Here is a 21,854-nt window from a genome sequence, read left to right on the forward strand (position 1 = left end):
TGCCAGCCCTCGAAGCGCTTAACCTCGCCCGATCAGCTTCTGCGCCATCCGGTCGGCGACAGCGGAAGCCGGCGCACCGCTCGATTTGCTCTCGGCCCAGATTTCTGCCAGCCGGCCGGGAATCTGATGGATACGGCTCTCGACTTCCTCGCGGCTACCCTGCCCCAGATATTCCAGCGCGACATTGATGATGCCGCCCGCATTTATCACATAATCGGGCGCATAGACGATGCCGCGGTCGTGGACGCGCTGGCCGTCGGCTGCGGTCGCGAGCTGGTTGTTCGCACCGCCCGCGATGATCGGCACACGCAGCTTTTCGATACTGCGCTCGGTCAGGATCGCACCCAGCGCATTGGGGCTCAGCACATCGGCCTCGATCTCCATGATCGCCGCCGAATCTGCCAGATCGGCGCCCAGCTCCTCGGCCAGCGCCTTCGCGCGCGCCAGATTGACGTCGGCGAGGGTCAGCTTCGCGCCCTCGGCCGCAAGTCGCCGCGCAACCCCGCCGCCGACGCTGCCGACACCCTGGATCGCGACGCGCACGCACGCGGCGCTGTCGGTGCCGAGACCCTCGCGAATCGCGGCCTTGATGCCCAGATAGACGCCGAGCGCGGTGAACGGCCCCGGGTCGCCGCCGGCATCGGCACCGCTTGCCACGGGCAGCCCGCTGACATGCTTCGTCTGCTTCGAAATCTCGACCATGTCGGCGTCGGTGATCCCGACATCTTCCGCGGTGACATAGGCACCGCCCAGCGAATCGACCGCGCGGCCGAACGCCGCAAGCAGGTCGGGGGTCTTGGCGCCATTCTCGTCGGCCAGGATCACGCCCTTGCCGCCGCCCATCGGCAGGCCCGCCATCGCATTCTTGTAGCTCATCCCGCGCGACAGGCGCAGGGCGTCGGTGATCGCCGCTGCGCGCTGCGGATAATGCCAGTAACGGACACCGCCCGCCCCGGGCCCGAGGTGGGTCGAATGGACCGCGATGACCGCGGTCAGTCCGCTGGCACGATCGCGGAACATGTGGACATGCTCATGATCGTCGAAATCGGCGAAATCCCAGACAGCAGACATGCGCGACTCCTCGCGTTAGAAAATTACGTTATGGCGTAATAATCCGTCAGGGGGTATGTGTCACCCCAAATACCGCACAGGCGTGAAAATCGAGAAAATGGGGCGACCAACGGGGCTCGAACCCGCGACCTCCGGTACCACAAACCGGCGCTCTAACCAACTGAGCTATGGTCGCCACATGCCCGGCGAAACCGCCTGCGACAGCGCGCGGCGATAGGCGCGCCCTCCCCCTTCGTCAAGCATTGTTCGCGGACGCGCGCGCCACTAAAAGCGCGCCATGGCTGCTAACGAACATGTCGACATGGCGACCTCGAGCGCCGACCGCACCGCCGAACGGCTCGCCGCCGTCCCGGGCATCAGGCGCGCGCCCAGCCCGAAGCTTCAGCAGTTCATGCTGCCACGCTTCCTCGATGCAGAAACCTGCGCTGCGCTCATGGCGCTGATCGAAGACGATGCACGCCCGTCGACGATTGCCGATCCCAATGGCGATGAGGCCTTTCGTACCAGTTCGACCTGCGACCTCGACCACCGCATACCCATCGTCATCGAGGTGAACCGGCGGCTTCATGAACTCACCGGTATTCCGCCCGAATATGGCGAACCGCTGCAAGGTCAGCGCTACGATGTGGGGGAGGAGTTCAAGGCGCACACCGACTATTTCGATCCCGGCGGCGCCGATTGGGAGACATATTGCGCGATTCCCGGCCAGCGAAGCTGGACGCTGATGATCTATCTCAACGAGCCGCCCGCGGGCGGCGCGACGCGCTTCCTGTCGACAGGCAAGATGCATCAGCCGGAGGCGGGCAAGCTGCTCGCCTGGAACAATGTCCGCCCCGACGGCACGCCCAACCCCGAAACGCTCCACCACGGGATGAAGGTTCGCAAGGGCCGGAAATATATCATCACGAAATGGTTTCGCGAGCGCCCGTGGCCTTGGGCAGAGGGGGAGCTGGCCTGAGCCAGCCCCCACCGGATTTAGCGCACCAGCCGGTACTGGAAGCTCAGCGTCAGCGTGTTCGCGACCTGACCCGGTTCGACCGGCGTCGCCTTGCCGGCTGCGTCCATCGCCTGCAGGCGTACCATCGGAACCGGCTGCGGCCCGCCAAAGCTGCCGCCCTCGCTGAGCGAAACCAGCTCGGCGCCACGGTAGCCCGCAAGCCGGGCATAGTCGGCCGCCTTTGCTTCGGCTTCCTTGATCGCCGCACCACGCGCGCCGACCAGCTGAGCGTCGGGATTCTTCATGCCGAACCACGGTCCGTCGACATTGGTGCCGCCCGCCGCGACCAGCGCATCGAGCAGCGGGCCGATGTCGTCGATCTTCGGCGTCGTCGCGCGCACGCTGTTCGACACCTGATAGCCGAGGAAGCGCGGCGGCTGGCCGTCGGTGCGGTTGTTATAGTCGTACTGCGGCGACAGGTTGATGCCGCTCGTCTGGATATCCTCGGCCTTGATCCCGCGCGCCTTTGCCGCGGCGATCAGCTTGTCCATCGCGGCGGCGTTAAGGCGCATCGCCTCGACCGCGGTCGGCGCGGTCGTCGTCACCCCGGCACCGACGGTCGCCTGATCGGGACGCGAGCGCACTTCCTGGCTGACGCTGAACGAAAGAATGGGGCCCTGCACCGTAGCTGTCGTCACCGTCGATCCTCCCTGTTGGGCAGTGGCGGGCACGGCCGCCATCAGCGCGATACCGGCAGCCATAGCGGTGAGCATTTGCTTCGTCATTTCATTCTCCTGTGGACCGGAGTTCCGGCCGTTCGTGATGGCCACTCCGTAACGCTGACGGAGCGAACCCGTTCCGGCCTTTGCCCTTACGGCGCTTGCATGATGCTGAACGTATCGGTAGCGCGCCGTTCATCATGGCAGCTCCCATTCTTTCTTATGAAGGCCTCGGCCTGGTTCAGGGCAGCGGCTGGCTGTTCCAGGATCTCGACATTTATGTCGGCCAGCGCGACCGCCTCGCGCTCATCGGCCGCAACGGTGCGGGCAAGACCACGCTGCTGAAACTGCTCGCGGGCAGCATCGACGCCGACAAGGGCAAGCGGACGATCGTGCCCGGCACCCATGTGGTGCTGCTCGAACAGGAGCCCGACTTCCGCGGCTTCGCCACCCTTATGGATTATGCCCTCGCTGGCAACGACGGCCCGCCCGAGCATGAGGTCGCCGCGATCGCCGACCAGCTCGGCATCGACATGACGCGCGAGGCCGCCAGCGCCTCGGGCGGCGAGCGCCGCCGCGCCGCAATCGCCCGTGCGCTCGCGCAGAACCCGGACGTGCTGCTCCTCGACGAGCCGACCAACCATCTCGACCTCGCGGCGATCGACTGGCTCGAAAGCTGGTTGTCGCGCTTTACCGGCGCATTCGTCGCGATCAGCCACGACCGCACCTTCCTGACCCGCCTGACGCGCCAGACCTTGTGGCTGGACCGCGGCAGCATCCGCCGCAAGGAAATCGGCTTCGGCGGCTTCGAGGAATGGAGCGACGCCGTCGCCGCCGAGGAAGCCCGCGCCGCGCAGAAGCTGGACTCGAAGCTGCGGCTCGAGGCGCACTGGCTCGAACGCGGCGTCACCGCGCGTCGCAAGCGCAATCAGGGCCGGCTCGAAAAGCTGAAGGAAATGCGTGCCACGCGCGCCGCTATGATCGGTGGCCCCGGGGTCGCCAAGCTCGGGCTCGCCAACGACGATGTGCGTTCGAAATCGGTGATCGTCGCCGATCATATCAGCAAGCGCTTCGGCGACCGCACGATCATCAAGGATTTCGATTTCCGCGTCCAGCGCGGCGACCGCATCGGCATCGTCGGCGCCAACGGCGCAGGCAAATCGACCCTGCTCAAACTACTCACCGGCGAAATCCAGCCCGACGAGGGCAAGATCACGCTGGCCCCGACGCTCGACGGCATCGTCATCGACCAGCAGCGCAGTTTGCTCTCGCCCGAAAAGCGCGTCCGCGACATCCTCGCCGACGGCGGTGACTGGGTCGAGGTGCGTGGCGTCAAAAAGCATATCCAGGGCTATCTGAAAGACTTCCTGTTCGACCCGGGCATCACCGAAGCCAGCGTCGGCGCCCTCTCCGGCGGCGAACGTTCGCGGTTGCTCCTCGCACGCGAGTTCGCTCGCGAATCGAACCTGCTCGTCCTCGACGAACCCACCAACGACCTCGACCTCGAAACGCTCGACTTGCTTCAGGAAGTCATCGCCGATTACGAGGGCACCGTCCTCCTTGTCAGCCACGACCGTGACTTCCTCGACCGCACGGTAACCGTGACGCTCGGCCTCGATGGATCGGGCAAGGTCGACATCGTCGCGGGCGGCTATGCCGACTGGGAAGCCAAGCGGAGCAAGCCTGTCGCTGCCAAGGCAAAGAGTGCGCCGTCCGAAGCCGCTCCCCCTCCGCCGCCACAGGCCCGCAAGAAACTCAGCTACAAGGATCAGCGCGACTACGACCTCCTCCCGGCCCGCATCGAGGAAATCGAGACGGAAATGGCCGGGATCGAAACCGAACTCTCCGACGGCGCCCTGTTCACCCGCGACAACGCGCGTTTCAATGCGCTGACCGCAAAGCTCGACAAACTGCGCGACGAAAAGGCGACCGCCGAGGATCGCTGGCTGGCGCTGGCGGAAGAGATCGAGGCGCTAGGGTAGCCTCCACTTTTGGGGTGGGAAGCGGACGCGTCCTCTGTGATCCCCGGCGAAAGCCGGGGCCCAGGAAATTCCGGCACGAAGCTGGCGTTGTGCCGCTCTGGGCCCCGGCTTTCGCCGGGGATCACATTAGCAGCAATCGGTCGCTAGCGGTCGTCGATACCCTCACCCCGTCCCATAAAACCGCGCCAGCCGGTCGAGCGCCAGCCCCAGCACCAGCTTCCCCGACCGCGCCGGCCAGCCTAGCGCCTTCTCCGCGCCGCCGATCCCCTCGCCTGCACAGATCACCCGCCAGCAGATGTCGGCCAGCCCCGGTCCGACATGGTCGACCGCCGCATGAAAGCGCCGGTGCGCGTCGATCCGCGCCAGCGAGGCATCCGCCGCCCGCGCCCCGCCGCGTCCCTTCGCGGGCGGCGCAGCATCCCAGCGCATCGTCACCCGCGCCGCCAGATCGGCCCGCTCATAATCGGCGCGCAGCCGTTCGCCCGCCTGCAATTGCGCGCCCGTCAGCAGCCCCCGCGCTGCCAGCCATGCGATGGGGCTCTCGGCGACATTGACCGTCACATGCCGCATCACCTGCGGCCCGGCCTTGCCCGGATCGATGCGATCGTCGGGGTGGATGCGTGTTTCGAGACGGCGTGCAGTCATGCGATTCTCCTGTCTGGCAGGACGTGCTTGACATTGGATTATTTTGTAGGAAAGAAGAAACCGATTTGGTTATCTTGGGAGCAGCACGTTGATCAACAGCATTCGGGCCGTACGCCGCGCCAAGGGCCTGACGCTCGAAGAAGTCGGCCAGCGCTGCGATCCGCCCACGACCGCGCAGACGATCGGACGTCTCGAAACTGGCACGCGCACGCTCTCGCTCGGCTGGATGAACCGCATCGCCAAGGCGCTCGGGGTCGAGGCGGCCGAGCTCGTTCAGCTCCCGCAGGATACGCAGCTCACTATCACCGCCTTGCTGGGCGCGGACGGGGCACAGGCCCCGACGCGTGTCGAACAGGCGCTGACCGCGCGTCCCGGCGAAGACATGGCGGCGGTACGCGTCACCTCGTCGATCGGCGATTATCGCGCCGGCGACGAGATATGGTGCCGCCGGATCGAGGGTGACTGGGCGAGCGCGCTCAACCGCGATGTGCTCGTCCCCCGTCCCGCCGGCCGCTTCTTCTTCGCACGCCTCCTCAACGTCGACGGCGAAAAGCTCCACCTGCTTCCTCTCGGCACCGGCCAGCGCCAACAGGTGGTGAGCAACCCGCCCTGGGCCGCGATTGCCGTGCGGCTCATCCGCTCGCTCTAGGTGGGGTCCGACACTCCCTTGCGCGTCCTGTCGATCGCGACGCTCTTCCCCGACGCCGCGCGGCCGAATTTCGGACTGTTCGTCGAGCGCAGCCTGCGCGCGCTCGCCGCGCAGCCGGGGATCGACCTTACCGTCGTCGCGCCGGTTGGCCTGCCGCCCTTCCCGCTTTCGCTGCATCGGCGCTACCGCGCGCTACGGGCCTTGCCTTTGCGCGAGCAATGGAATGGCCTGACCGTCCTCCGCCCGCGCTTCACGCTGATCCCGCGCTACGGCGCGCGCTTCAACCCGGCACAGGTCGCAAAGGCCGTATCGGGCGCTGTTCGCAGCCAGTCCTTCGACGTCATCGATGCGCAGTTCTTCTACCCCGACGGCCCCGCCGCGATGCGTGTCGCAAAGACGCTTGGCCTGCCCTTCTCGATCAAGGCGCGCGGGGCCGACATCAACCATTTCGGCCATGACCCGGCCACCGCGCCGCAGCTACTTGCGGCGGCGAGCAACGCGGTCGGCCTGCTCGCCGTATCCGGATCGATGCGCCGCGACATGGCCGCAATCGGGATCGATCCCGCGAAGGTCACCATCCACTACACCGGCATCGACGCCGGGCGCTTTCACCCCGGCGACCGGGCATCCGCACGCGCCGCGCTCGATATGGGCAGCGGACCAGCCATCGCAACCGTCGGCGCGCTGATCCCGCGCAAGGGACAGGCGCTTGTGATCGAGGCGCTCCCCGCGTTGCCCGACGTCCATTACTGGCTCGCCGGCGCGGGCGAAGAAAAGGACCGCTACCGCGCCCTCGCCGACCGGCTCGGCGTCGCCGATCGTGTCCATCTGATGGGTCCGGTCGCGAATGCCGACCTGCCGCAGCTCTATCGCGCGGTCGATGTCGTCGTGATGCCCTCGGCCAGCGAGGGCCTCGCCAATGCGTGGGTCGAGGCGATCGCCTGCGGAACCCCGATCGTGATCAGCGACGCCGGCGGCGCTGCCGAGCTTGTCTCCTCATCCGCAGCCGGGCGCATCGTCACGCGCACGCCCGATGCCATCGCCGGAGCTGTGCGGGATCTACTCGCGAACCCGGCTCCCTCGGCGGATATTGCCGCGAGCCTTGCCGGCCGCTTCGACTGGGATCGCAACGGCCGCGAGCTGGCAGAGCACCTTCGCCGCTGCGCCCATAGGCAAAGACAGGGCGGGCAAAAATAAGCCGCCCGCTCCAGCCCCGTTACAGAGCTGGAGCGGACGGCTTTGAATAGCCGAAAACGGCCGATCAGACGACCGCGCCGTCATCCTTGCGCTGGACGCGCTCGGCACCCTCGGTCGCCGCAGTGGTGCGCGGAACGAAGCTGTGCGAACCCACCTTCAGCCACACCAGCACCGGCGTCGACATCAGGATCGACGAATAGGTGCCGACGAACACGCCGAACAGCATCGCGGCGGTAAAGCCGAAGATCACGTCGGGGCCGAAGACCAGCAGCATGCCGAGCGCCAGCAGCACCGACACGCTGGTCATCACAGTGCGCGAGAGGGTTTCGTTGATGCTGAGGTTCAGCAGCGGAACGATCTCCATCTTGCGGTATTTCTTCAGATTTTCGCGCACGCGGTCATACACGACGATCGTGTCGTTCAGCGAATAGCCGACGATGGTCAACAGCGCCGCGATGCTGTTCAGGTCGAACTGCAACTGCGTCACCGCGAAGAAGCCAAAGGTCAGCGCGACCTCATGGAACAGGCGGCCGAGCGCGCCAACACCGAACTGCCATTCAAAGCGGATCCAGATGTAGATCGAGATACCGATCATCGCGAGCGCAAGGCTGAGCACGCCGGTCTGGATCAACTCGCCGGACACCTTGCCCGACACCGTTTCGACCGCGCCCGTCTTTGCAGTCGGGAAGGCCTTCTTGATTCCGTCGACAAGCTGCTTTCCGGCACGGTCGGCAACGGCCTTGTCACCTTCGGGCAACGCGGTGCGGATCGAGACGGCCTTGTCCGATCCGAACTGCTGGATCGTCGGATCGCCAAGGCCGATATGGCTGACCTTTTCGCGGATATCATCAATCGGCGGCATTGCGCCGGGGAATTCGACGCGGACCGATTGGCCGCCGACGAAGTCGACGCCAAGGTTGAGCCCCTTGTAGGCAACGAGCGCCAGCGAGATCGCAACAAGGATGAAGCTCATGGCCGAAGCAAGCTTGCGCCACTTCAGAAAGTCGATGTTCGTGTCGTCGGGGACGAGTTTCAGCAAACGCATGATGTCGCCCTTTCCTTAAATGTTGATCGACGCCGGGCGCGTCTTGTGCAGCCAGCGTGCGGCGAACAGGCGCGTGACGGTAACGGCGGTGAAGACGCTGGTGACGATGCCAATGGTCAGCACAACCGCAAAGCCCTTGATCGGGCCCGAGCCGAACCAGAACATCAGCGAGGCGGCAATCACGTTGGTGACGTTGGCGTCGAAGATCGCGCGGCTGGCTTCGCTATAGCCCAGCTCGACGGCCTGGAAGACGCGTCGGCCGCGTTTCAATTCCTCGCGTATGCGCTCGTTGATCAGCACGTTCGCGTCGACCGCAGCGCCGATCGTCAGCACGAAGCCCGCGATACCCGGCAGCGTCAGCGTCGCGTTGAAGAACGCCATGATCGCGACGATCAGGAAGATGTTGAAGAACAGCGCGACGTTCGCATAAACGCCGAAACGGCCATAGACGAGGACCATCAGCGTCAGCACCGATACGGTGGCGATGATACCCGCGATCACACCCTTGCGGATCGAATCGGCGCCGAGTTCGGGCGTCACCGTCCGCTCCTCGACCACCGTCATTTTCACCGGCAACGCACCCGAACGCAGCGAGATCGCGAGGTTGTTCGCGGTCGCGACGGTGAAGCTGCCCGAAATCTGAGCGCTGCCGCCCAGGATCGGTTCGTTGATATTGGGCGCCGACAGCACCCGGCCGTCGAGGACCATGGCGAAGCGCTTGCCGACATTCTGCGCGGTTACCTTCGCGAAGGTCGCCGACCCCGCCGAATCGAAGCGGATGTTGACGACCGGCTGGCCCGACTGCTGATCATAGCCCTGCTTCGCATCGAGCAGTTGTTCGCCGCTGATCATCACCTGACGGCGCAGCACCTCGAACGGTACGCCGGCACCGGCACCCTCGGCATAGGGGACGATTTCGCTGCCGACCGGCACGCGGCCCGCCGCGGCTTCGGCCGGATCGGCGTTGGCGTCGACCATGCGGAATTCGAGCCGCGCGGTTTTGCCGATCAGATCCTTCAGCTGCTGCGGATCCTGAAGGCCCGGCACCTGCACGACGACGCGGTCGTCGCCTTGACGGATGATCGTCGGTTCGCGCGTGCCGAGCGCGTTGACGCGCTTGTCGATGATGTCGCGCGCCGTATCCATCGCATTGGCGATTGCCTGCTTCTGGCCCGCCGCAGTCGGCGTCATAACGATCCGCGTTACATCGACAATATCGATCCGCCAGTCGCGCTGGCCGGTCATGCCCGCACCGCCCGTTTCCTTGAACAGCCGGTCGCGCGCTTCGTCGAGCTTCGCCTGATCGCGGACGAGGAAGCTGATCTTGCCGCCCGCGGTCGACAGTTCGCCGATCCCGATATCATCATCGGATCCGCGTTCGCCGCGCATCGCGGCGCGCACGGTCTTTTCCATATTGGCGAGCTGCGTCTTCTGCAGATCGGCGGTGTCGGCTTCGAGCAGCAGGTGGCTGCCGCCGGCAAGATCGAGGCCCAGATTGACCTTTATCTGCGCGATCGACGGCAGTTTATCGAAGGTCTTTTCGGGCAGGAAACTGGGAATGGCAAAGACAATGCCGAACAGCAGGATGATGCTGATGCCGATGGTCTTCCAGCGCGGGAAATCGAGCATAGGGAAATTCCGGTTGGTCTGGGCGCCGCCATAACCGGCGGCGCCGGAGGCATCAGTCGTTCGCGGGCTTTGCACCCGGCGCGAGCACGTCGGCGATCGTCGACTTCACGACCTTGATCTTCACGCCCTGCGCGATTTCGACGTCGGCGAAATCATCGTCGACGCGCGTCACCTTGCCGACGATCCCGCCGCCGGTCACGACCTGATCGCGCGGCTTCACCGCCGCGATCTTGGAGCGATGCTCCTTGGCGCGCATCTGCTGCGGGCGGATCAGGAAGAACCAGAAAACGACGAAGATCAGCAGATAGGGCACCAGCATGATGAAGCCGGCGGCCCCGCCCCCGGAACCAGCCGCCTGGGTCAGAAGCAAATTGGTCGACATGAGTGAAAGACTTTCTCTTTGCAGCACCACCCGTCCACCAGAACGGGCGCGCAAAATAATGGCGCGGCGCCTATCACGCGGGGAATTTCGACGCAACCGCTCGCTGCGTGCCCTCCCCCCTTGCTGGCCCCGCCAGACATGGGGGCGTGCGCGTGCAGATCAAGGCGCGCACGGCGATTGCCTCAACCTGGCCATCACCGCTTGCATCGCCTGCCAACCCGCGCTAGGGGCCTCGCCTGCCCAATCGGGCCGGTCGGGACGTAGCGCAGCCTGGTAGCGCATCACACTGGGGGTGTGGGGGTCGGAGGTTCGAATCCTCTCGTCCCGACCAATTCAAACCGCGCTCTACGCGGTTACACGGAAAGCGACGGACCGGTGCAAGCCAGCATCCTGATCGTGATCGCGGCTTTCCTGACGTCGATCCTTTCGGGCATTTTCGGCATGGCGGGCGGCCTCGTCCTCATGGGCCTCCTCGCATGGCTGCTGCCCGTCCCGACCGCGCTCGCGCTTCACGGCACAATCCAGTTCGCCTCGAATATCTGGCGCGCGCTCCTCCACCGCCGGCATGTCGTCTGGCCGGTGCTGCTCTGGTTCGGCGCCGGCGCCGCCGCTGCGGTCGGCTTTTTCTCGCTCGTGCTGTTCGCACCCACGAAATTCTACGTCTTCCTCGGCCTCGGGCTGATGCCGATCCTTGTCTGGCTGCCCGAACGCTGGCTGCCGCTCGACGCCGCGAACCGCTGGCACGCGCTCGGCGGCGGCTTCGTCTCGACCGGAATCGCACTGATCTCGGGCGTCTCGGGTCCGGTGACCGACATGCTCTTCATCAACACGCGGCTGGGGCGGCATCAGATCGTCGCGACCAAGGCCGTGATGCAGGCAATGGGCCACGCCTCGAAGATTCTGGTCTATGGCGGCGTGCTGCTCAGCGCGTCGGCGCAGGCGGCGATCCCGCTATCCGCCACCGCGATCGCCATCGTCGCCTCGATGGCTGGCATCATGGTCGGCGGGGTCATCCTCGACCGGATCAGCGACGCGCATTTCCGCGCAACCCGCCGCTGGCTGGTGACGTTGATCGGCGCGACCTTCCTGTTTCAGGCAATCCAGATCGCCATCGGCTGAGGCGGCATTCCCGTCGGGGAACGCCGCCGCGCTTTGCCTCAGTTCGCTTCCTGCGGTGCATCCTGCGGATCTTCCGCCGGCGGCGGCGTCGCGCGGGCCTTGCGCATCGATTCGAGCTCGTTCTTGTCGATAAAGCCGTCACCATTGGCATCGAGATGCTTGAAGAAGGTATCGACCTTCTCGGGCGAGGCGAGCGACGGGTCGCCCTGACGCTGTGCGCGCATTTCGGCCATCTTCGTCACTTCGGCCTTGTCGAGCTTGCCGTCACCATTGGCATCCATCATCGCGAAGATACGGCCGCCATCCTGCGGCGGCTGCGCCGCGGCAATGCCGGGCAGCGCCACGCCGACGGCAGCGGCCATCATCGTCAATTTCCTCATAATCTGTCCTTTTTCGTCATGGGCGGCGAAACCGCCGGGCACCCCGACGCGAAGATGGGGCCGCGGATGTCGCAAAACTATGCCACGGGCATTCGATTCGTCACGGACGCAGCACGACTTTTCCCACCGCCTCGCGCCGCTCCAGCATCGCGAACCCCTCGCGCCAGTCGGCAAGGTCGAGCGACGCATGGACATGCGGCCGGATTCGGCCCTCCGCCGCCAACCGGTCGGTCGCGGCGATATTCTCCACCCCGCGATCGGGAAACCGGCGTCCATATTCGCCCGCGCGCACCCCGACGACCGAGAATCCCTTGATCAGCGGCATGTTGACCGACACCTCGGGAATCCGCCCCGACGCGAAACCGATGACCAGCAGCCGACCGTCGAACGCGATGCAGCGCGTTGATTCGTCAAATACGTCGCCCCCGACCGGATCGAAGATCACGTCGGCCCCCTTGCCGCCGGTCAACGCCTTTACCTCTTCACGAAAGCCGGGCTCGGCGGCGATCACCGCGTCGGGTGCATAAAGCCGCGTGATCGCCGCCCGCTTTTCCGCGCTGCTCGCCGCCGCGATCACCCGCGCGCCCAGCGCCTTGGCAAGGTCAACGGTCGCCAGACCGACGCCCCCCGCCGCGCCATGGACGAGCACCCAGTCCCCCGGCTGCACGCGCGCGCAGCGGACGAGTGCGACCCAAGCGGTGAGATAGGCGACCGGATAGGCGGCGGCTTCGTCCCAGCCCAGCGCCTCGGGCTTGGGGCGCAGCGCCGCAGCGGGAACGACCGCATATTCGGACATCGCTCCGAACCGGTTGCCGCCAACCACCGCATCGCCCGGCTGCCAGCCCGCCACGCCATCGCCGACCGCATCGACCTCGCCCGAAAATTCCAGCCCAGATACGAAAGGCAGTTCGGGTTTCAGCTGATATCCGCCGCGCGTCATCAACAGGTCGGGGAAATTCACCGCCGCCGCGCGCACGCGCACGCGCGCCTCGCCTTCGCCCGGCTCGGGGAGCGGCAGGTCGACAAGCGCCGCTCCGGCGTGATCGGGAAGCAGTTCGCGCACCTGAAGAGCCCGCATCGGCGAAATTCCTTTCCTACAATATTCCTATATGGTTCGTTATTGGATCTCAGCCAACCAGAAGGAGTGAATCATGCCACGACCCGATCCCTCGATCAGCGACGCCGACGCGTTGATCGATTCCGTCATCGACCGCGAAGGCCGATATGTAAACCACCCCGCCGACCGCGGCGGCCCGACCTGTTGGGGTATTACCGAGGCTGTCGCCCGCGCGCAGGGCTATGAGGGCACGATGCGTGACCTGCCGCGCGCCGATGCTGCAGCCATCTATCGCCGTCTCTATTGGCTCCGTCCCGGCTTCGACAAGGTCGCGCTCCGTGCGCCAAGGATAGCCGCCGAACTGTTCGATACCGGCGTCAACATGGGGACCGGCACCGCAGCCGGCTTCCTGCAGCGCGCGCTCAACGCCCTGAACCGCGCCGCGCGCGACTATCCCGACATCACCGTCGACCGCGAGGTCGGCCCGCGCACGCTATCGGCGCTCGACGGTTTCCTGAAAGCACGTGGCAAGGGCGGCGAGACCGTCCTGCTGCGCGCAATGGAGGCACTGCAGGGCGAACGCTACATCGCGCTCGCCGAACGCCGCCCAAGCCAGGAGGCCTTTCTCTACGGCTGGCTCGCCAACCGCATCGACCAGAACTGATGCCGCCCAAGATGTGAATCGCGAATAAAGTTCCGCAGTTTTCCGCCACAATTGGAGAAACGATATGAGCATTCTCGAAGGCCTGATCGGCCCCGTCGCCAAACTGATCGACAAGATCATCCCCGACCCAGAGGCGCGCGACCGCGCCAAGCTCGAACTGCTGAAGCTCGAGGGCAGCCAGGAAATGGAAGCGATCCGCACCCGCATGACCGCGATCGTCGCCGAGGCAAGCAGCGCGGATCCCTGGACCAGCCGTGCGCGGCCGAGCTTCCTCTACGTCATGTATGCACTGCTGCTCTGGGCGATCCCGATGGGCCTGATCGCCGCCGCCCGCCCGGAGATGGCAAAGGGCATCGCCGAGGGCATGAACGCCTATCTCGCGGGCATTCCCGAACCGCTCTACGCGCTCTTCGGGACGGGTTATCTCGGCTACACCGCCGCGCGGGCGTGGGGGAAAGCAAAGGGGGTGGAGGCCTAAGCCTCGACCACCGCCGCCAGATTTGCGAGGGAACTGTTGAGGCCAGCCTCGTGATCCTTGGCCGAAATCCCCGGCGGCACATGGTGGGCGTCGATTGTCACCAGCGTGCCGCCGCCCTTGCGCGACAGATACCAGTGCATCGCCATTGTTCCCGAAAAGCGCGGATCGTCGGATTCGAACTCGACTTCCCAGACGATCAGCCGCCCGTCGTCGAGCACGGGAATATGCACCTCGACGATATCGCTATCGTCGTCGCTTTTCGTCTCGACATCCGGATCGTCGAAGGACAGCCGCATTCGGAAGCCGCCGCCTTCGTGCAGCTCACAGCGCTCGAATTCGCCGGTCGCGCCCTCGGGCGGCAACCAGCGCGCAAGCTTTTCTGCGCTGGTAAAGGCCGCGAAAACATCGACCAGCGGCGCCGCGATCAGCCGTTCGGCATGATCGGTGCGCCGCGTTTTCCTGGTCTGTTTCAAGCGAGCGCGGCTTTGACCGCAGCAACGGCGGCATCCGCCGCCGCGCCATCGGGACCGCCGCCCTGCGCCATGTCGGGACGGCCGCCGCCCCCCTGTCCGCCAAGCGCGGCAACCGCCAGCTTGACCAGTTCGACGGCGCTCAGCGCGGTAACCTTGTCGTCGGTCACCCCGACCGCGACCGAGGCCCGACCATCGTTCACCGCAACCAGCATCGCAACACCGCTGCCGACCTGCTTCTTCAGCCCGTCGACCGTGCCGCGCAGTTCCTTGGGATCGAGCCCGTCGACCACCTGCGCTAGGAACGCGGTATCGCCGACCTGCTCGACCGCCGGCCCGGCAGCTGCACCGCCACTCGAACCACCAAGCGCGAGAGCCTTCTTTGCATCGGCGAGTTCGCGCTCGGCCTTCTTGAGCTGCTCGGCGAGCGCGGCAACGCGTGCCGGCACATCGTCGGGCGAGGTCTTGAGCGCCGCCGCCGCTGCCTTCAGCGCATCGTCGCGGCCGTTGAGCCAGATACGCGCAGCCTCACCCGTCAACGCCTCGATACGCCGCACGCCCGAGGAAACCGCAGATTCGCTGATGATCTTGAACAGGGCGATGTCGCCCAGCGCCCGGACGTGCGTCCCGCCGCAAAGCTCGACCGAATAGCTGTGGTCGTCGGCATGTCCCATCGACAGCACGCGAACCTCGTCGCCATATTTTTCGCCGAACAGGGCCATCGCGCCCGCGGCGATCGCATCGTCGGGGGTCATCAGCCGCGTCGAGACCGTATCATTGGCGCGGATCTGCGCGTTCACGTCGGCTTCCACCTCGGCGATTTCCTCCGCGCTCAGAGCCTTGGGGTGCGAGAAGTCGAAGCGGAAGCGATCTTCGGCAACCAGGCTGCCCTTCTGCGTCACATGTCCGCCGAGGCGGTTGCGCAGCGCCGCGTGCAGCAGGTGCGTGGCGCTGTGATTGGCGCGGATGCGGTCGCGACGGTCGGCATCGACGGTCAGTTGCACCGTGTCGCCGACCTTCAGCGCCCCCCCCTCCAGCTTCGCCTGATGCGTGTGCAGGCGGCCGAGCGGCTTACCCGTGTCGCTGACGGTCGCTTTCGCGCCGTCCAGCGTCGCAATCGTGCCGGCATCGCCCATCTGGCCGCCGCTCTCGCCATAGAAGGGCGTCTGGTTGGTCAGCACGACGACCTCGTCGCCTGCCTTGGCTTCTTCGACCGGCTTGCCGTCGCGGACCAGCCCGATGACCGTAGCCTCGCCCGCGGTCGAGCCATAGCCGGTGAATTCGGTGCTGCCGTTCGCCTCCGCGAGGTCGAACCAGATTTCATCCGATGCCTTCTCGCCGCTGCCCTTCCACGCCGCACGCGCCGCAGCTTTCTGCTGCGCCATCGCTGCATCGAAGCCGGAGCGATCGACCGAAATATCCTCCGCGCGCAGCGCATCCTCGGTCAAATCGTATGGGAAGCCATAGGTATCGTAGAGCTTGAACGCGACCTCGCCGGACAGCGTATCTCCCTTGCCCATGCCGACCGTCGCTTCGTCGAGCAGCTTCAGCCCCTTGTCGAGCGTCTGGCGGAACTTGGTCTCCTCGCGCTCCAGCGTCTCGGCAATCAGCGGCTGCGCGCGGATCAGATCGGGATAGGCGGCGCCCATTTCAGCGGTCAGCGACGGCAGCAGACGATGCATCAAGGGATCTTTGGCACCGAGCAGATGCGCGTGACGCATCGCGCGGCGCATGATCCGGCGCAGCACATAACCGCGCCCCTCAGCCGAAGGCAGCACCCCGTCGGCAATCAGGAAGCTCGACGCGCGAAGGTGATCGGCGATCACGCGGTGGCTCGCCTGCGTCGCGCCTTCGGCGGGCACGCCGGTCAGGTCGACCGACGCCGCGATCAGCGCCTTGAAGGTGTCGGTGTCATAATTGTCGTGGACGCCCTGCAGCACCGCAGCAACGCGCTCCAGCCCCATGCCCGTGTCGATGCTCGGCCGCGGCAGGTCGACGCGCTCGCCTCCGGGCAGCTGTTCATATTGCATGAACACCAGGTTCCAGATCTCGACGAAGCGGTCGCCATCCTCTTCGGGCGATCCGGGCGGACCGCCCCAGATATGATCGCCATGGTCATAGAAGATTTCGCTGCACGGCCCGCACGGCCCGGTGTCCCCCATCGACCAGAAATTGTCGCTGGTCGGGATACGGATGATGCGCTCTTCCGGCAGGCCCGCGATCTTTTTCCACAGATCGAACGCCTCGTCGTCGGTGTGATAGACGGTCGCGGTCAGCTTCTCGGGCTTCAACCCCCACGTCTTGGTGATCAGCGTCCACGCATGATGGATCGCCTGCTCCTTGAAATAATCGCCGAAGGAGAAATTCCCCAGCATTTCAAAGAAGGTATGATGCCGCGCCGTATAGCCGACATTGTCGAGGTCGTTATGTTTGCCGCCCGCGCGCACGCATTTCTGCGACGAAGCCGCGGTGCTGTACGGCCGCTTTTCCAGCCCGGTGAAGACATTCTTGAACGGCACCATGCCCGCGTTGACGAACATCAGCGTCGGGTCGTTATACGGCACCAGCGGTGCCGAAGGCTCGATGTGATGCCCCGCCTCCCCGAAATAGTCGAGGAAAGAGCGGCGAATGTCGTTGGTCGATGTCATCCGCGCGATCTAGTGCGATGCGGCGCGTTTCTCAAGCATTACGCGCGAGAATGCACCAGCCACCTATCGCCGGCACAGGCGATCGAGTTCCTCGTCGCTCATGCCTTCCTCGTCGATCAGCTTTTGCGAGACATACCGCACGTCATATTGCGAAACCTGATATTTGCCGTCGCTGAGCCGATAGAGCAATATTCCGCCACATGTTCCGGCAATTCCCGGGTGCGAACTCAGCACGGCAAAATAGGCATAAGCCCCCGGATAGCTCGCATCGGGGGGATTGTTGAGCCACCCGTCCAGCCGCGCGGTGAACTTGCCGGCGCCCGTCTGATGCATCTTCGCCTCGCGGCTGAACCGGTTCATCTCGTCGGTCGTCGCCTCGAGCTGCGGGTCCATCAGGGCGGCCAGCGCCCGTCCATTGCCTGCGTCGAGATAGGTCAGAAAACGCGCCACATAATCGGTCGCGGCCGCAACCTCGGCCGGGCTTGCCTTCCAGTCAGCGGGAACGGGCTTGTAGGGGTCCGTCGCCGGATCGAAACAGGTGAAGGCCTGACGATAATCCTTGATGACCGTGACCCCGCGCGCAACGTCGATCTGGTTGTCGAAGAAGAAGCGCCCGAAGCGGACGCTCAGGCGCCCGCATTTCTGCGCGGCAAGGACCTTTATCCGCTCGATGACCGGATCATATTGATTTGCATCGATCAACGGAACCGTCGCCGCGTAGCCGCGACCCGGAACGGCCTCGATTTTGATCGCAGGTGTAGTGGACGCCGCGAGCATCGCGGCCAACAAGATCGTCGCCATCGTCTATCCCCAAATTTTCCACGCCGGCGACCTCAGCGTAGCACACCGTGATTCGGTCACGATGCCCCACCGCAACCGTGCGCGGGCGAACCGCAACAGACAAGGCTAAATTGCTTTTGGGATCAAAAGGCTGTCGCAAGTCCTTTGCCGAGGTAGCAGGGTAGCTGCCGCAGAACGTCGGCCTTCGGCACGCCGTCCTCAATCAGGTCGGGCGGAACCTCGGACGTGTCGACGCGAACCACGGTGAAGGCGCTCGCGGGATCGCTGCGGTGGACGACGACATAGCCGCAATCCATCGACCCGTCCTTGCGATCGCCCCGGAAGTCGAAGGCAGCGTAGAGGCCGGATGGCTGCCCCGCCGGATCGGGATACCAGCTGAGGCGCAAGATGCGGATCTGGCCATCGGCCCACAGCGCATCACGCTTCCGCAGGTTCATCTCCCATTCGAGCCGCGGGTTTGCCGCCTGAAACGACAGGCGAAGCATCGCATAGGCGGCCGAATAATCACGCCGGGCCAGTGCGAGCGTATATTCGGCGAAGCGGCCGATAGCCCCCTCTTCATCGACCGCAGTCGCCTTGAAGCCCTTGCCCTCGGGGACGATCGTCTCGCGCTCGACTCCCGGCGCAAGCGTCGGGGGAGCGCCCGATGCCAAAGGGATCCCCGCGATCAGCGCGGCCACAAGCACGGTAATACGGACCGCGCGGTCAATAGCCATAATAGGCACCGCCCTTTTCGCGCGCGCGCCGCCATGCCGGACGATCGTGGCAGGCGTTCACGAAATTGGCGAGTTTCGGATAGCGCGGCGCCATGCCCTGCATGATCGCGATCTCCGCCGGGAAGCTCAGCATCACGTCGGCGGCCGACAAGTCGCTGCCGATGAAATGACCGTCCTCGCCGACCTGGCTCTCCATATAGGAGAAATGCGCGTCGAGCTGCTGCGCGATCCGCGATTCGAGCGGCGCCGCCGCCTCGCCGAGCCGCGCGGTATAGAGACGAAGCAGGATCGGCGTCATCGCCGACCCTTCGGCAAAATGCATCCATTGCAGATGCCGGACATGATCGTCGGTTCCGCGCTGCGGCACGAGCTTCTCGCCGCCATGATAGTCGCAAAGATATTCGGCGATCGCCGCAGATTCGATGATGATGCGCCCCTCATCTTCGAGAACCGGCGACTTGCCGAGCGGGTGGACCGCCAGCAATTCGGACGGCGCCAGATTGGTCACCGGATCGCGGTCATAGAATTTTACCTCATACGGCACGCCAATTTCCTCGAGCAGCCAGAGGATGCGTTGCGACCGGCTATTGTTCAGATGGTGGAGGATCAGGGACATGGGTGTACTCCTTCGGGGGGTCGGGATGGACATGGGCCGTTGCGGTCGATCAAAGCCGCCAGCTCGCGCACCAGCTTGGCGCCGAGAATCGCAGTGACGTCGCCGACATCGCGGCCGGGGTGATGTTCGACGATATCGGCACCGACGATCGGCGCGGTCTGCTTGTGCAGCACCGCCAGCAGTTCGCGTACCGTCAAACCGCCGGGTTCGGGATGCGCGACGCCGGGGGCTGCCGAGGGATCGAGCCCGTCGAGATCGATCGAGATATAGAGCGGCCCGTCCAGCACCGGAACCATGTCGGGCGTAAATCCGGCCATCGGTACAATCTCGACCCCGAAGCGCGCGGCCTGTTTGCGGCAATGACCATTCAGCGTCCGAATGCCAACCTGTACCAGCCGCCTCGCATACCCCGCCTCGCATATCCGCGCGAAGGGCGATGCATGACTGCGCGGATTGCCACCGAAATCGTCATAAAGATCGGGATGCGCGTCGAAGTGGAGGATGGTCACCGGGCCGAAGCAGGTCGCGGCTGCTTCGACGAGCGGAAAGGTCACCGCATGGTCGCCACCAAGCGCCAGCGGCACCTCGCCATCCTCCTGCAACATCGCGACGTGGCGGCGGATCGCGGCATCGTCGCGCGCGACATTCTCGCTGAGCGGCAGGTCGCCGTCATCGGAAAAGGCGATGTCGACCCCGATCTCGGGTCCCAGCTCGCTGGCCAGATTGCCGCGATCGCTGCGGAGCGCCGCGCGTATTGCCGCCGGTCCCGCTGCCGCGCCGCGTTCGAAACTGCTGTTGACGTCGGTCGGTAGGCCGAAAAGGCGGATCGCGGGCATGGAGCGTTTGTAGCCGCTGACAAGGCCGACGCAAGGATCATCAGCCGGCGTTTCAGGTCATCGCAGCAGTCGCAGCTTGTCGAATTTTTGCCCCGATAGCCTGGAAAATCCAGGCTCGACCTGAGGATCGGATCAACGGCGGGCGGGCCATCTGCGAGAGGGACATGTGCAGATCATCGGCAGCCGCAAGGAAGCCGCGCGGCCCGCCGCCGTCGGCCGGCCGGTTCACAGGAGGGGAAACCGGCCGGATGGCAGTCAGTGGGGGCGATCAGCTATCGCCGTCGTCGCCTTCATCGTCGGGACCGGCCATCATTTCTTCCGCCACCGCGTCGGTGCGGCCACGGATCGCCGCTTCGAGGCGTTCGCGAAGCTCGGGATTATCGGTCAGGAAGGTTTTCGCATTTTCGCGGCCCTGCCCGATACGGATCGAGTCATAGCTGAACCAGGCGCCCGACTTCTCGACGAGCCCGGCCTTTACGCCGATGTCGAGAATCTCGCCGATCTTCGAAATGCCCTGCCCGTACATGATGTCGAATTCGACCTGCTTGAACGGCGGTGCGACCTTGTTCTTGACGACTTTGACGCGAGTCGTGTTGCCGACGATCTCGTCGCCATTCTTGATCTGACCGGTGCGGCGGATGTCGAGGCGAACCGAGGCGTAGAATTTGAGCGCGTTGCCGCCGGTCGTGGTCTCGGGGTTGCCGTACATCACGCCGATCTTCATGCGCAGCTGGTTGATGAAGATCACCATGCAGCGCGACCGACTGATCGAGCCGGTGAGCTTGCGCAGCGACTGCGACATCAGACGCGCCTGCAGACCGACGTGGCTGTCACCCATCTCGCCCTCGATTTCGGCGCGCGGAACGAGCGCGGCAACCGAGTCGACGACGAGCACGTCGATCGCGTTCGACCGCACCAGCGTGTCGACGATTTCGAGCGCCTGTTCACCGGTGTCGGGCTGCGACACGATCAACTCGTCGATATTGACGCCCAGCTTGCGCGCATAGACCGGGTCGAGGGCATGTTCCGCATCGACAAAGGCGACGGTGCCGCCGGTCTTTTGCGCTTCAGCCAATGTGTGCAGTGCCAGCGTCGTCTTGCCCGAGCTTTCAGGACCATAGATTTCGATGACGCGGCCGCGCGGCAAACCGCCGACGCCCAGCGCGATGTCGAGTCCGAGCGAACCAGTCGAGATCGCCTCGACCTGCATCGCTTCCTTCGAGCCCAGCTTCATTACCGAGCCCTTGCCGAACGCGCGATCAATCTGCGCGAGCGCGGCGTCGAGCGCCTTCTGCCTGTCCGTTCCGTTCACTGATTTCCCCGATTCGACGAGTGATAATTGTCCGGCCATAACCGTCCCTTTCCAGCTCTAGAGCGACGGCAGAAGCATCGCAATGGCGGACTATGTGCCATATTTGTTCTCATGGAACAAGTGGGGAACAAAAGAAAGTCGCAGGGACTGAAATCACAGGTTTTTCAACGAAAACTTTCCAGTGCCGCCTCAATATCGCCAATCCGGAACGGTTTGGTCACCAGCTTGCGGTGTGCATGCGCCGGCGGAATGACGTCCCCCCCCCCCGAGGTGAAGGCAAAGGGAATCCCCCGCTCCGCCAATGCATCCGCGACCGGCCAGCCCTTTTCATCGCCGAGGTTAATATCGACGAGCGCGCCAGTGATCGATTCGCTGCCGATGATCGCGAGCGCCTCTTCATTTGTGGTTGCCTGCGCGGGCTCGGGCAGCCCGAGCGCGTCGAACATGTCGACGAGCATCATCCCGATCAGCACATCGTCCTCGACGAGCAGTATCCGCATC

The 21,854-nt window shown here is 65.0% G+C and carries 23 protein-coding genes and 2 tRNA genes; 8 read left to right on the forward strand and 17 right to left on the reverse strand.

Going from position 1 to position 21,854, the window contains the following annotated elements:
* Nucleotides 1-18: 18 nt before the first annotated feature.
* Nucleotides 19-1,071, reverse strand: coding sequence for a Glu/Leu/Phe/Val family dehydrogenase (locus ACQY80_RS00700; protein ID WP_428682639.1), 1,053 nt, complete (start codon nt 1,069-1,071; stop codon nt 19-21).
* Nucleotides 1,072-1,169: 98 nt separating this feature from the next.
* A tRNA-His gene (locus ACQY80_RS00705) sits at nt 1,170-1,246 on the reverse strand.
* Nucleotides 1,247-1,348: 102 nt separating this feature from the next.
* Between ACQY80_RS00705 and ACQY80_RS00710 the strand changes: the two genes are divergently transcribed.
* Nucleotides 1,349-2,029: a prolyl hydroxylase family protein gene (locus ACQY80_RS00710; protein WP_428682641.1), complete on the forward strand. Its 681-nt coding sequence runs from the start codon at nt 1,349-1,351 to the stop codon at nt 2,027-2,029.
* A 17-nt stretch (nt 2,030-2,046) separates the two neighbouring features.
* Here the strand turns inward: ACQY80_RS00710 and ACQY80_RS00715 are convergent, their stop codons facing one another.
* The gene (locus ACQY80_RS00715) at nt 2,047-2,793 is read right to left on the reverse strand and encodes an SIMPL domain-containing protein (RefSeq protein WP_428682643.1); all 747 of its coding nucleotides are present in this window, start codon (nt 2,791-2,793) and stop codon (nt 2,047-2,049) included.
* A gap of 134 nt (nt 2,794-2,927) precedes the next feature.
* On the opposite strand from ACQY80_RS00715, the gene ACQY80_RS00720 reads away from it, so the two are divergent.
* A complete protein-coding gene (locus tag ACQY80_RS00720) occupies nt 2,928-4,709 on the forward strand; it encodes an ABC-F family ATP-binding cassette domain-containing protein (RefSeq protein ID WP_428682645.1) in 1,782 nt (593 codons plus the stop codon).
* A 162-nt stretch (nt 4,710-4,871) separates the two neighbouring features.
* Here ACQY80_RS00720 and ACQY80_RS00725 read toward each other — a convergent pair whose 3' ends face one another.
* A complete protein-coding gene (locus tag ACQY80_RS00725; protein ID WP_428682647.1) occupies nt 4,872-5,354 on the reverse strand; it encodes a DUF6456 domain-containing protein in 483 nt (160 codons plus the stop codon).
* 88 nt (nt 5,355-5,442) lie between these two features.
* Here ACQY80_RS00725 and ACQY80_RS00730 point away from each other — a divergent pair, with 88 nt between their 5' ends.
* Together ACQY80_RS00730 and ACQY80_RS00735 are read left to right on the forward strand one after the other, a co-directional pair.
* Nucleotides 5,443-6,003, forward strand: a complete 561-nt coding sequence (locus tag ACQY80_RS00730; RefSeq protein ID WP_428682649.1) for a helix-turn-helix domain-containing protein — start codon at nt 5,443-5,445, stop codon at nt 6,001-6,003.
* Nucleotides 6,004-6,021: 18 nt separating this feature from the next.
* Nucleotides 6,022-7,200, forward strand: coding sequence for a glycosyltransferase (locus ACQY80_RS00735; protein ID WP_428682651.1), 1,179 nt, complete (start codon nt 6,022-6,024; stop codon nt 7,198-7,200).
* Nucleotides 7,201-7,264: 64 nt separating this feature from the next.
* Here the strand turns inward: ACQY80_RS00735 and secF are convergent, their stop codons facing one another.
* Genes secF through yajC form a run of 3 tightly spaced genes read right to left on the reverse strand, consistent with a single transcriptional unit; the run spans nt 7,265 to nt 10,256 of the window.
* Complete coding sequence (secF, locus tag ACQY80_RS00740) at nt 7,265-8,245, reverse strand: protein translocase subunit SecF (RefSeq protein ID WP_428682655.1); 981 nt, start codon at nt 8,243-8,245, stop codon at nt 7,265-7,267.
* A gap of 15 nt (nt 8,246-8,260) precedes the next feature.
* Nucleotides 8,261-9,874 carry a protein translocase subunit SecD gene (secD, locus tag ACQY80_RS00745; RefSeq protein WP_428682657.1) on the reverse strand — a complete coding sequence of 538 codons (1,614 nt, stop codon included), beginning with the start codon at nt 9,872-9,874 and terminating at the stop codon, nt 8,261-8,263.
* Between the two features lie 52 nt (nt 9,875-9,926).
* The gene (yajC, locus tag ACQY80_RS00750) at nt 9,927-10,256 is read right to left on the reverse strand and encodes a preprotein translocase subunit YajC (protein WP_428682659.1); all 330 of its coding nucleotides are present in this window, start codon (nt 10,254-10,256) and stop codon (nt 9,927-9,929) included.
* A gap of 254 nt (nt 10,257-10,510) precedes the next feature.
* Here yajC and ACQY80_RS00755 point away from each other — a divergent pair.
* Nucleotides 10,511-10,587, forward strand: a tRNA-Pro gene (locus ACQY80_RS00755).
* 44 nt (nt 10,588-10,631) lie between these two features.
* Nucleotides 10,632-11,375, forward strand: coding sequence for a TSUP family transporter (locus tag ACQY80_RS00760; protein ID WP_428682661.1), 744 nt, complete (start codon nt 10,632-10,634; stop codon nt 11,373-11,375).
* Nucleotides 11,376-11,413: 38 nt separating this feature from the next.
* Here the strand turns inward: ACQY80_RS00760 and ACQY80_RS00765 are convergent, their stop codons facing one another.
* Nucleotides 11,414-11,755 carry an EF-hand domain-containing protein gene (locus ACQY80_RS00765; protein WP_428682663.1) on the reverse strand — a complete coding sequence of 114 codons (342 nt, stop codon included), beginning with the start codon at nt 11,753-11,755 and terminating at the stop codon, nt 11,414-11,416.
* A 100-nt stretch (nt 11,756-11,855) separates the two neighbouring features.
* Nucleotides 11,856-12,833, reverse strand: a complete 978-nt coding sequence (locus tag ACQY80_RS00770) for an NADPH:quinone oxidoreductase family protein (protein WP_428682665.1) — start codon at nt 12,831-12,833, stop codon at nt 11,856-11,858.
* A 73-nt stretch (nt 12,834-12,906) separates the two neighbouring features.
* Between ACQY80_RS00770 and ACQY80_RS00775 the strand changes: the two genes are divergently transcribed.
* Nucleotides 12,907-13,476, forward strand: coding sequence for a glycoside hydrolase family 108 protein (locus ACQY80_RS00775; protein ID WP_428682667.1), 570 nt, complete (start codon nt 12,907-12,909; stop codon nt 13,474-13,476).
* Between the two features lie 64 nt (nt 13,477-13,540).
* Complete coding sequence (locus ACQY80_RS00780) at nt 13,541-13,954, forward strand: holin family protein (protein WP_428682669.1); 414 nt, start codon at nt 13,541-13,543, stop codon at nt 13,952-13,954.
* On the opposite strand, the gene ACQY80_RS00785 is transcribed toward ACQY80_RS00780, so the two are convergent.
* The 8 genes from ACQY80_RS00785 to ACQY80_RS00820 all read right to left on the reverse strand — a co-directional run bounded on the left by ACQY80_RS00785 (nt 13,951) and on the right by ACQY80_RS00820 (nt 21,853).
* Complete coding sequence (locus tag ACQY80_RS00785; RefSeq protein WP_428682671.1) at nt 13,951-14,427, reverse strand: SRPBCC family protein; 477 nt, start codon at nt 14,425-14,427, stop codon at nt 13,951-13,953. The two genes, ACQY80_RS00780 and ACQY80_RS00785, sit on opposite strands and share 4 nt — an antisense overlap.
* The gene (alaS, locus tag ACQY80_RS00790) at nt 14,424-17,072 is read right to left on the reverse strand and encodes an alanine--tRNA ligase (RefSeq protein ID WP_428682673.1); all 2,649 of its coding nucleotides are present in this window, start codon (nt 17,070-17,072) and stop codon (nt 14,424-14,426) included. The genes ACQY80_RS00785 and alaS overlap by 4 nt, the downstream gene beginning before the upstream one ends.
* A 63-nt stretch (nt 17,073-17,135) precedes the next feature.
* Complete coding sequence (locus ACQY80_RS00795) at nt 17,136-17,873, reverse strand: hypothetical protein (protein ID WP_428682675.1); 738 nt, start codon at nt 17,871-17,873, stop codon at nt 17,136-17,138.
* Between the two features lie 122 nt (nt 17,874-17,995).
* Complete coding sequence (locus ACQY80_RS00800; RefSeq protein WP_428682677.1) at nt 17,996-18,589, reverse strand: hypothetical protein; 594 nt, start codon at nt 18,587-18,589, stop codon at nt 17,996-17,998.
* The gene (locus tag ACQY80_RS00805) at nt 18,579-19,205 is read right to left on the reverse strand and encodes a glutathione S-transferase family protein (protein WP_428682679.1); all 627 of its coding nucleotides are present in this window, start codon (nt 19,203-19,205) and stop codon (nt 18,579-18,581) included. The genes ACQY80_RS00800 and ACQY80_RS00805 overlap by 11 nt, the downstream gene beginning before the upstream one ends.
* The gene (gene speB, locus ACQY80_RS00810) at nt 19,196-20,041 is read right to left on the reverse strand and encodes an agmatinase (protein ID WP_428682681.1); all 846 of its coding nucleotides are present in this window, start codon (nt 20,039-20,041) and stop codon (nt 19,196-19,198) included. Before speB ends, ACQY80_RS00805 begins: the two co-directional genes overlap by 10 nt.
* 268 nt (nt 20,042-20,309) lie before the next feature.
* On the reverse strand, nt 20,310-21,392 hold the full coding sequence (gene recA, locus ACQY80_RS00815) for a recombinase RecA (RefSeq protein ID WP_428682683.1): 1,083 nt from the start codon (nt 21,390-21,392) through the stop codon (nt 20,310-20,312).
* Between the two features lie 125 nt (nt 21,393-21,517).
* Complete coding sequence (locus ACQY80_RS00820) at nt 21,518-21,853, reverse strand: response regulator (protein WP_428682685.1); 336 nt, start codon at nt 21,851-21,853, stop codon at nt 21,518-21,520.
* Between the last annotated feature and the right edge of the window lies 1 nt (nt 21,854).

Source organism: Sphingopyxis sp., from assembly GCF_965279755.1.
GTDB lineage: Bacteria > Pseudomonadota > Alphaproteobacteria > Sphingomonadales > Sphingomonadaceae > Sphingopyxis.

Coding starts and splice junctions, on each gene's coding strand:
- ACQY80_RS00700 (WP_428682639.1), bottom strand. CDS start 1,071: ATGTCTGCTGTCTGGGATTTCGCCGATTTCGACGATCATGAGCATGTC.
- ACQY80_RS00710 (WP_428682641.1), top strand. CDS start 1,349: ATGGCTGCTAACGAACATGTCGACATGGCGACCTCGAGCGCCGACCGC.
- ACQY80_RS00715 (WP_428682643.1), bottom strand. CDS start 2,793: ATGACGAAGCAAATGCTCACCGCTATGGCTGCCGGTATCGCGCTGATG.
- ACQY80_RS00720 (WP_428682645.1), top strand. CDS start 2,928: ATGGCAGCTCCCATTCTTTCTTATGAAGGCCTCGGCCTGGTTCAGGGC.
- ACQY80_RS00725 (WP_428682647.1), bottom strand. CDS start 5,354: ATGACTGCACGCCGTCTCGAAACACGCATCCACCCCGACGATCGCATC.
- secF (WP_428682655.1), bottom strand. CDS start 8,245: ATGCGTTTGCTGAAACTCGTCCCCGACGACACGAACATCGACTTTCTG.
- secD (WP_428682657.1), bottom strand. CDS start 9,874: ATGCTCGATTTCCCGCGCTGGAAGACCATCGGCATCAGCATCATCCTG.
- yajC (WP_428682659.1), bottom strand. CDS start 10,256: ATGTCGACCAATTTGCTTCTGACCCAGGCGGCTGGTTCCGGGGGCGGG.
- ACQY80_RS00765 (WP_428682663.1), bottom strand. CDS start 11,755: ATGAGGAAATTGACGATGATGGCCGCTGCCGTCGGCGTGGCGCTGCCC.
- ACQY80_RS00770 (WP_428682665.1), bottom strand. CDS start 12,833: ATGCGGGCTCTTCAGGTGCGCGAACTGCTTCCCGATCACGCCGGAGCG.
- ACQY80_RS00775 (WP_428682667.1), top strand. CDS start 12,907: ATGCCACGACCCGATCCCTCGATCAGCGACGCCGACGCGTTGATCGAT.
- ACQY80_RS00780 (WP_428682669.1), top strand. CDS start 13,541: ATGAGCATTCTCGAAGGCCTGATCGGCCCCGTCGCCAAACTGATCGAC.
- alaS (WP_428682673.1), bottom strand. CDS start 17,072: ATGACATCGACCAACGACATTCGCCGCTCTTTCCTCGACTATTTCGGG.
- ACQY80_RS00795 (WP_428682675.1), bottom strand. CDS start 17,873: ATGGCGACGATCTTGTTGGCCGCGATGCTCGCGGCGTCCACTACACCT.
- ACQY80_RS00800 (WP_428682677.1), bottom strand. CDS start 18,589: ATGGCTATTGACCGCGCGGTCCGTATTACCGTGCTTGTGGCCGCGCTG.
- ACQY80_RS00805 (WP_428682679.1), bottom strand. CDS start 19,205: ATGTCCCTGATCCTCCACCATCTGAACAATAGCCGGTCGCAACGCATC.
- speB (WP_428682681.1), bottom strand. CDS start 20,041: ATGCCCGCGATCCGCCTTTTCGGCCTACCGACCGACGTCAACAGCAGT.
- recA (WP_428682683.1), bottom strand. CDS start 21,392: ATGGCCGGACAATTATCACTCGTCGAATCGGGGAAATCAGTGAACGGA.
- ACQY80_RS00820 (WP_428682685.1), bottom strand. CDS start 21,853: ATGCGGATACTGCTCGTCGAGGACGATGTGCTGATCGGGATGATGCTC.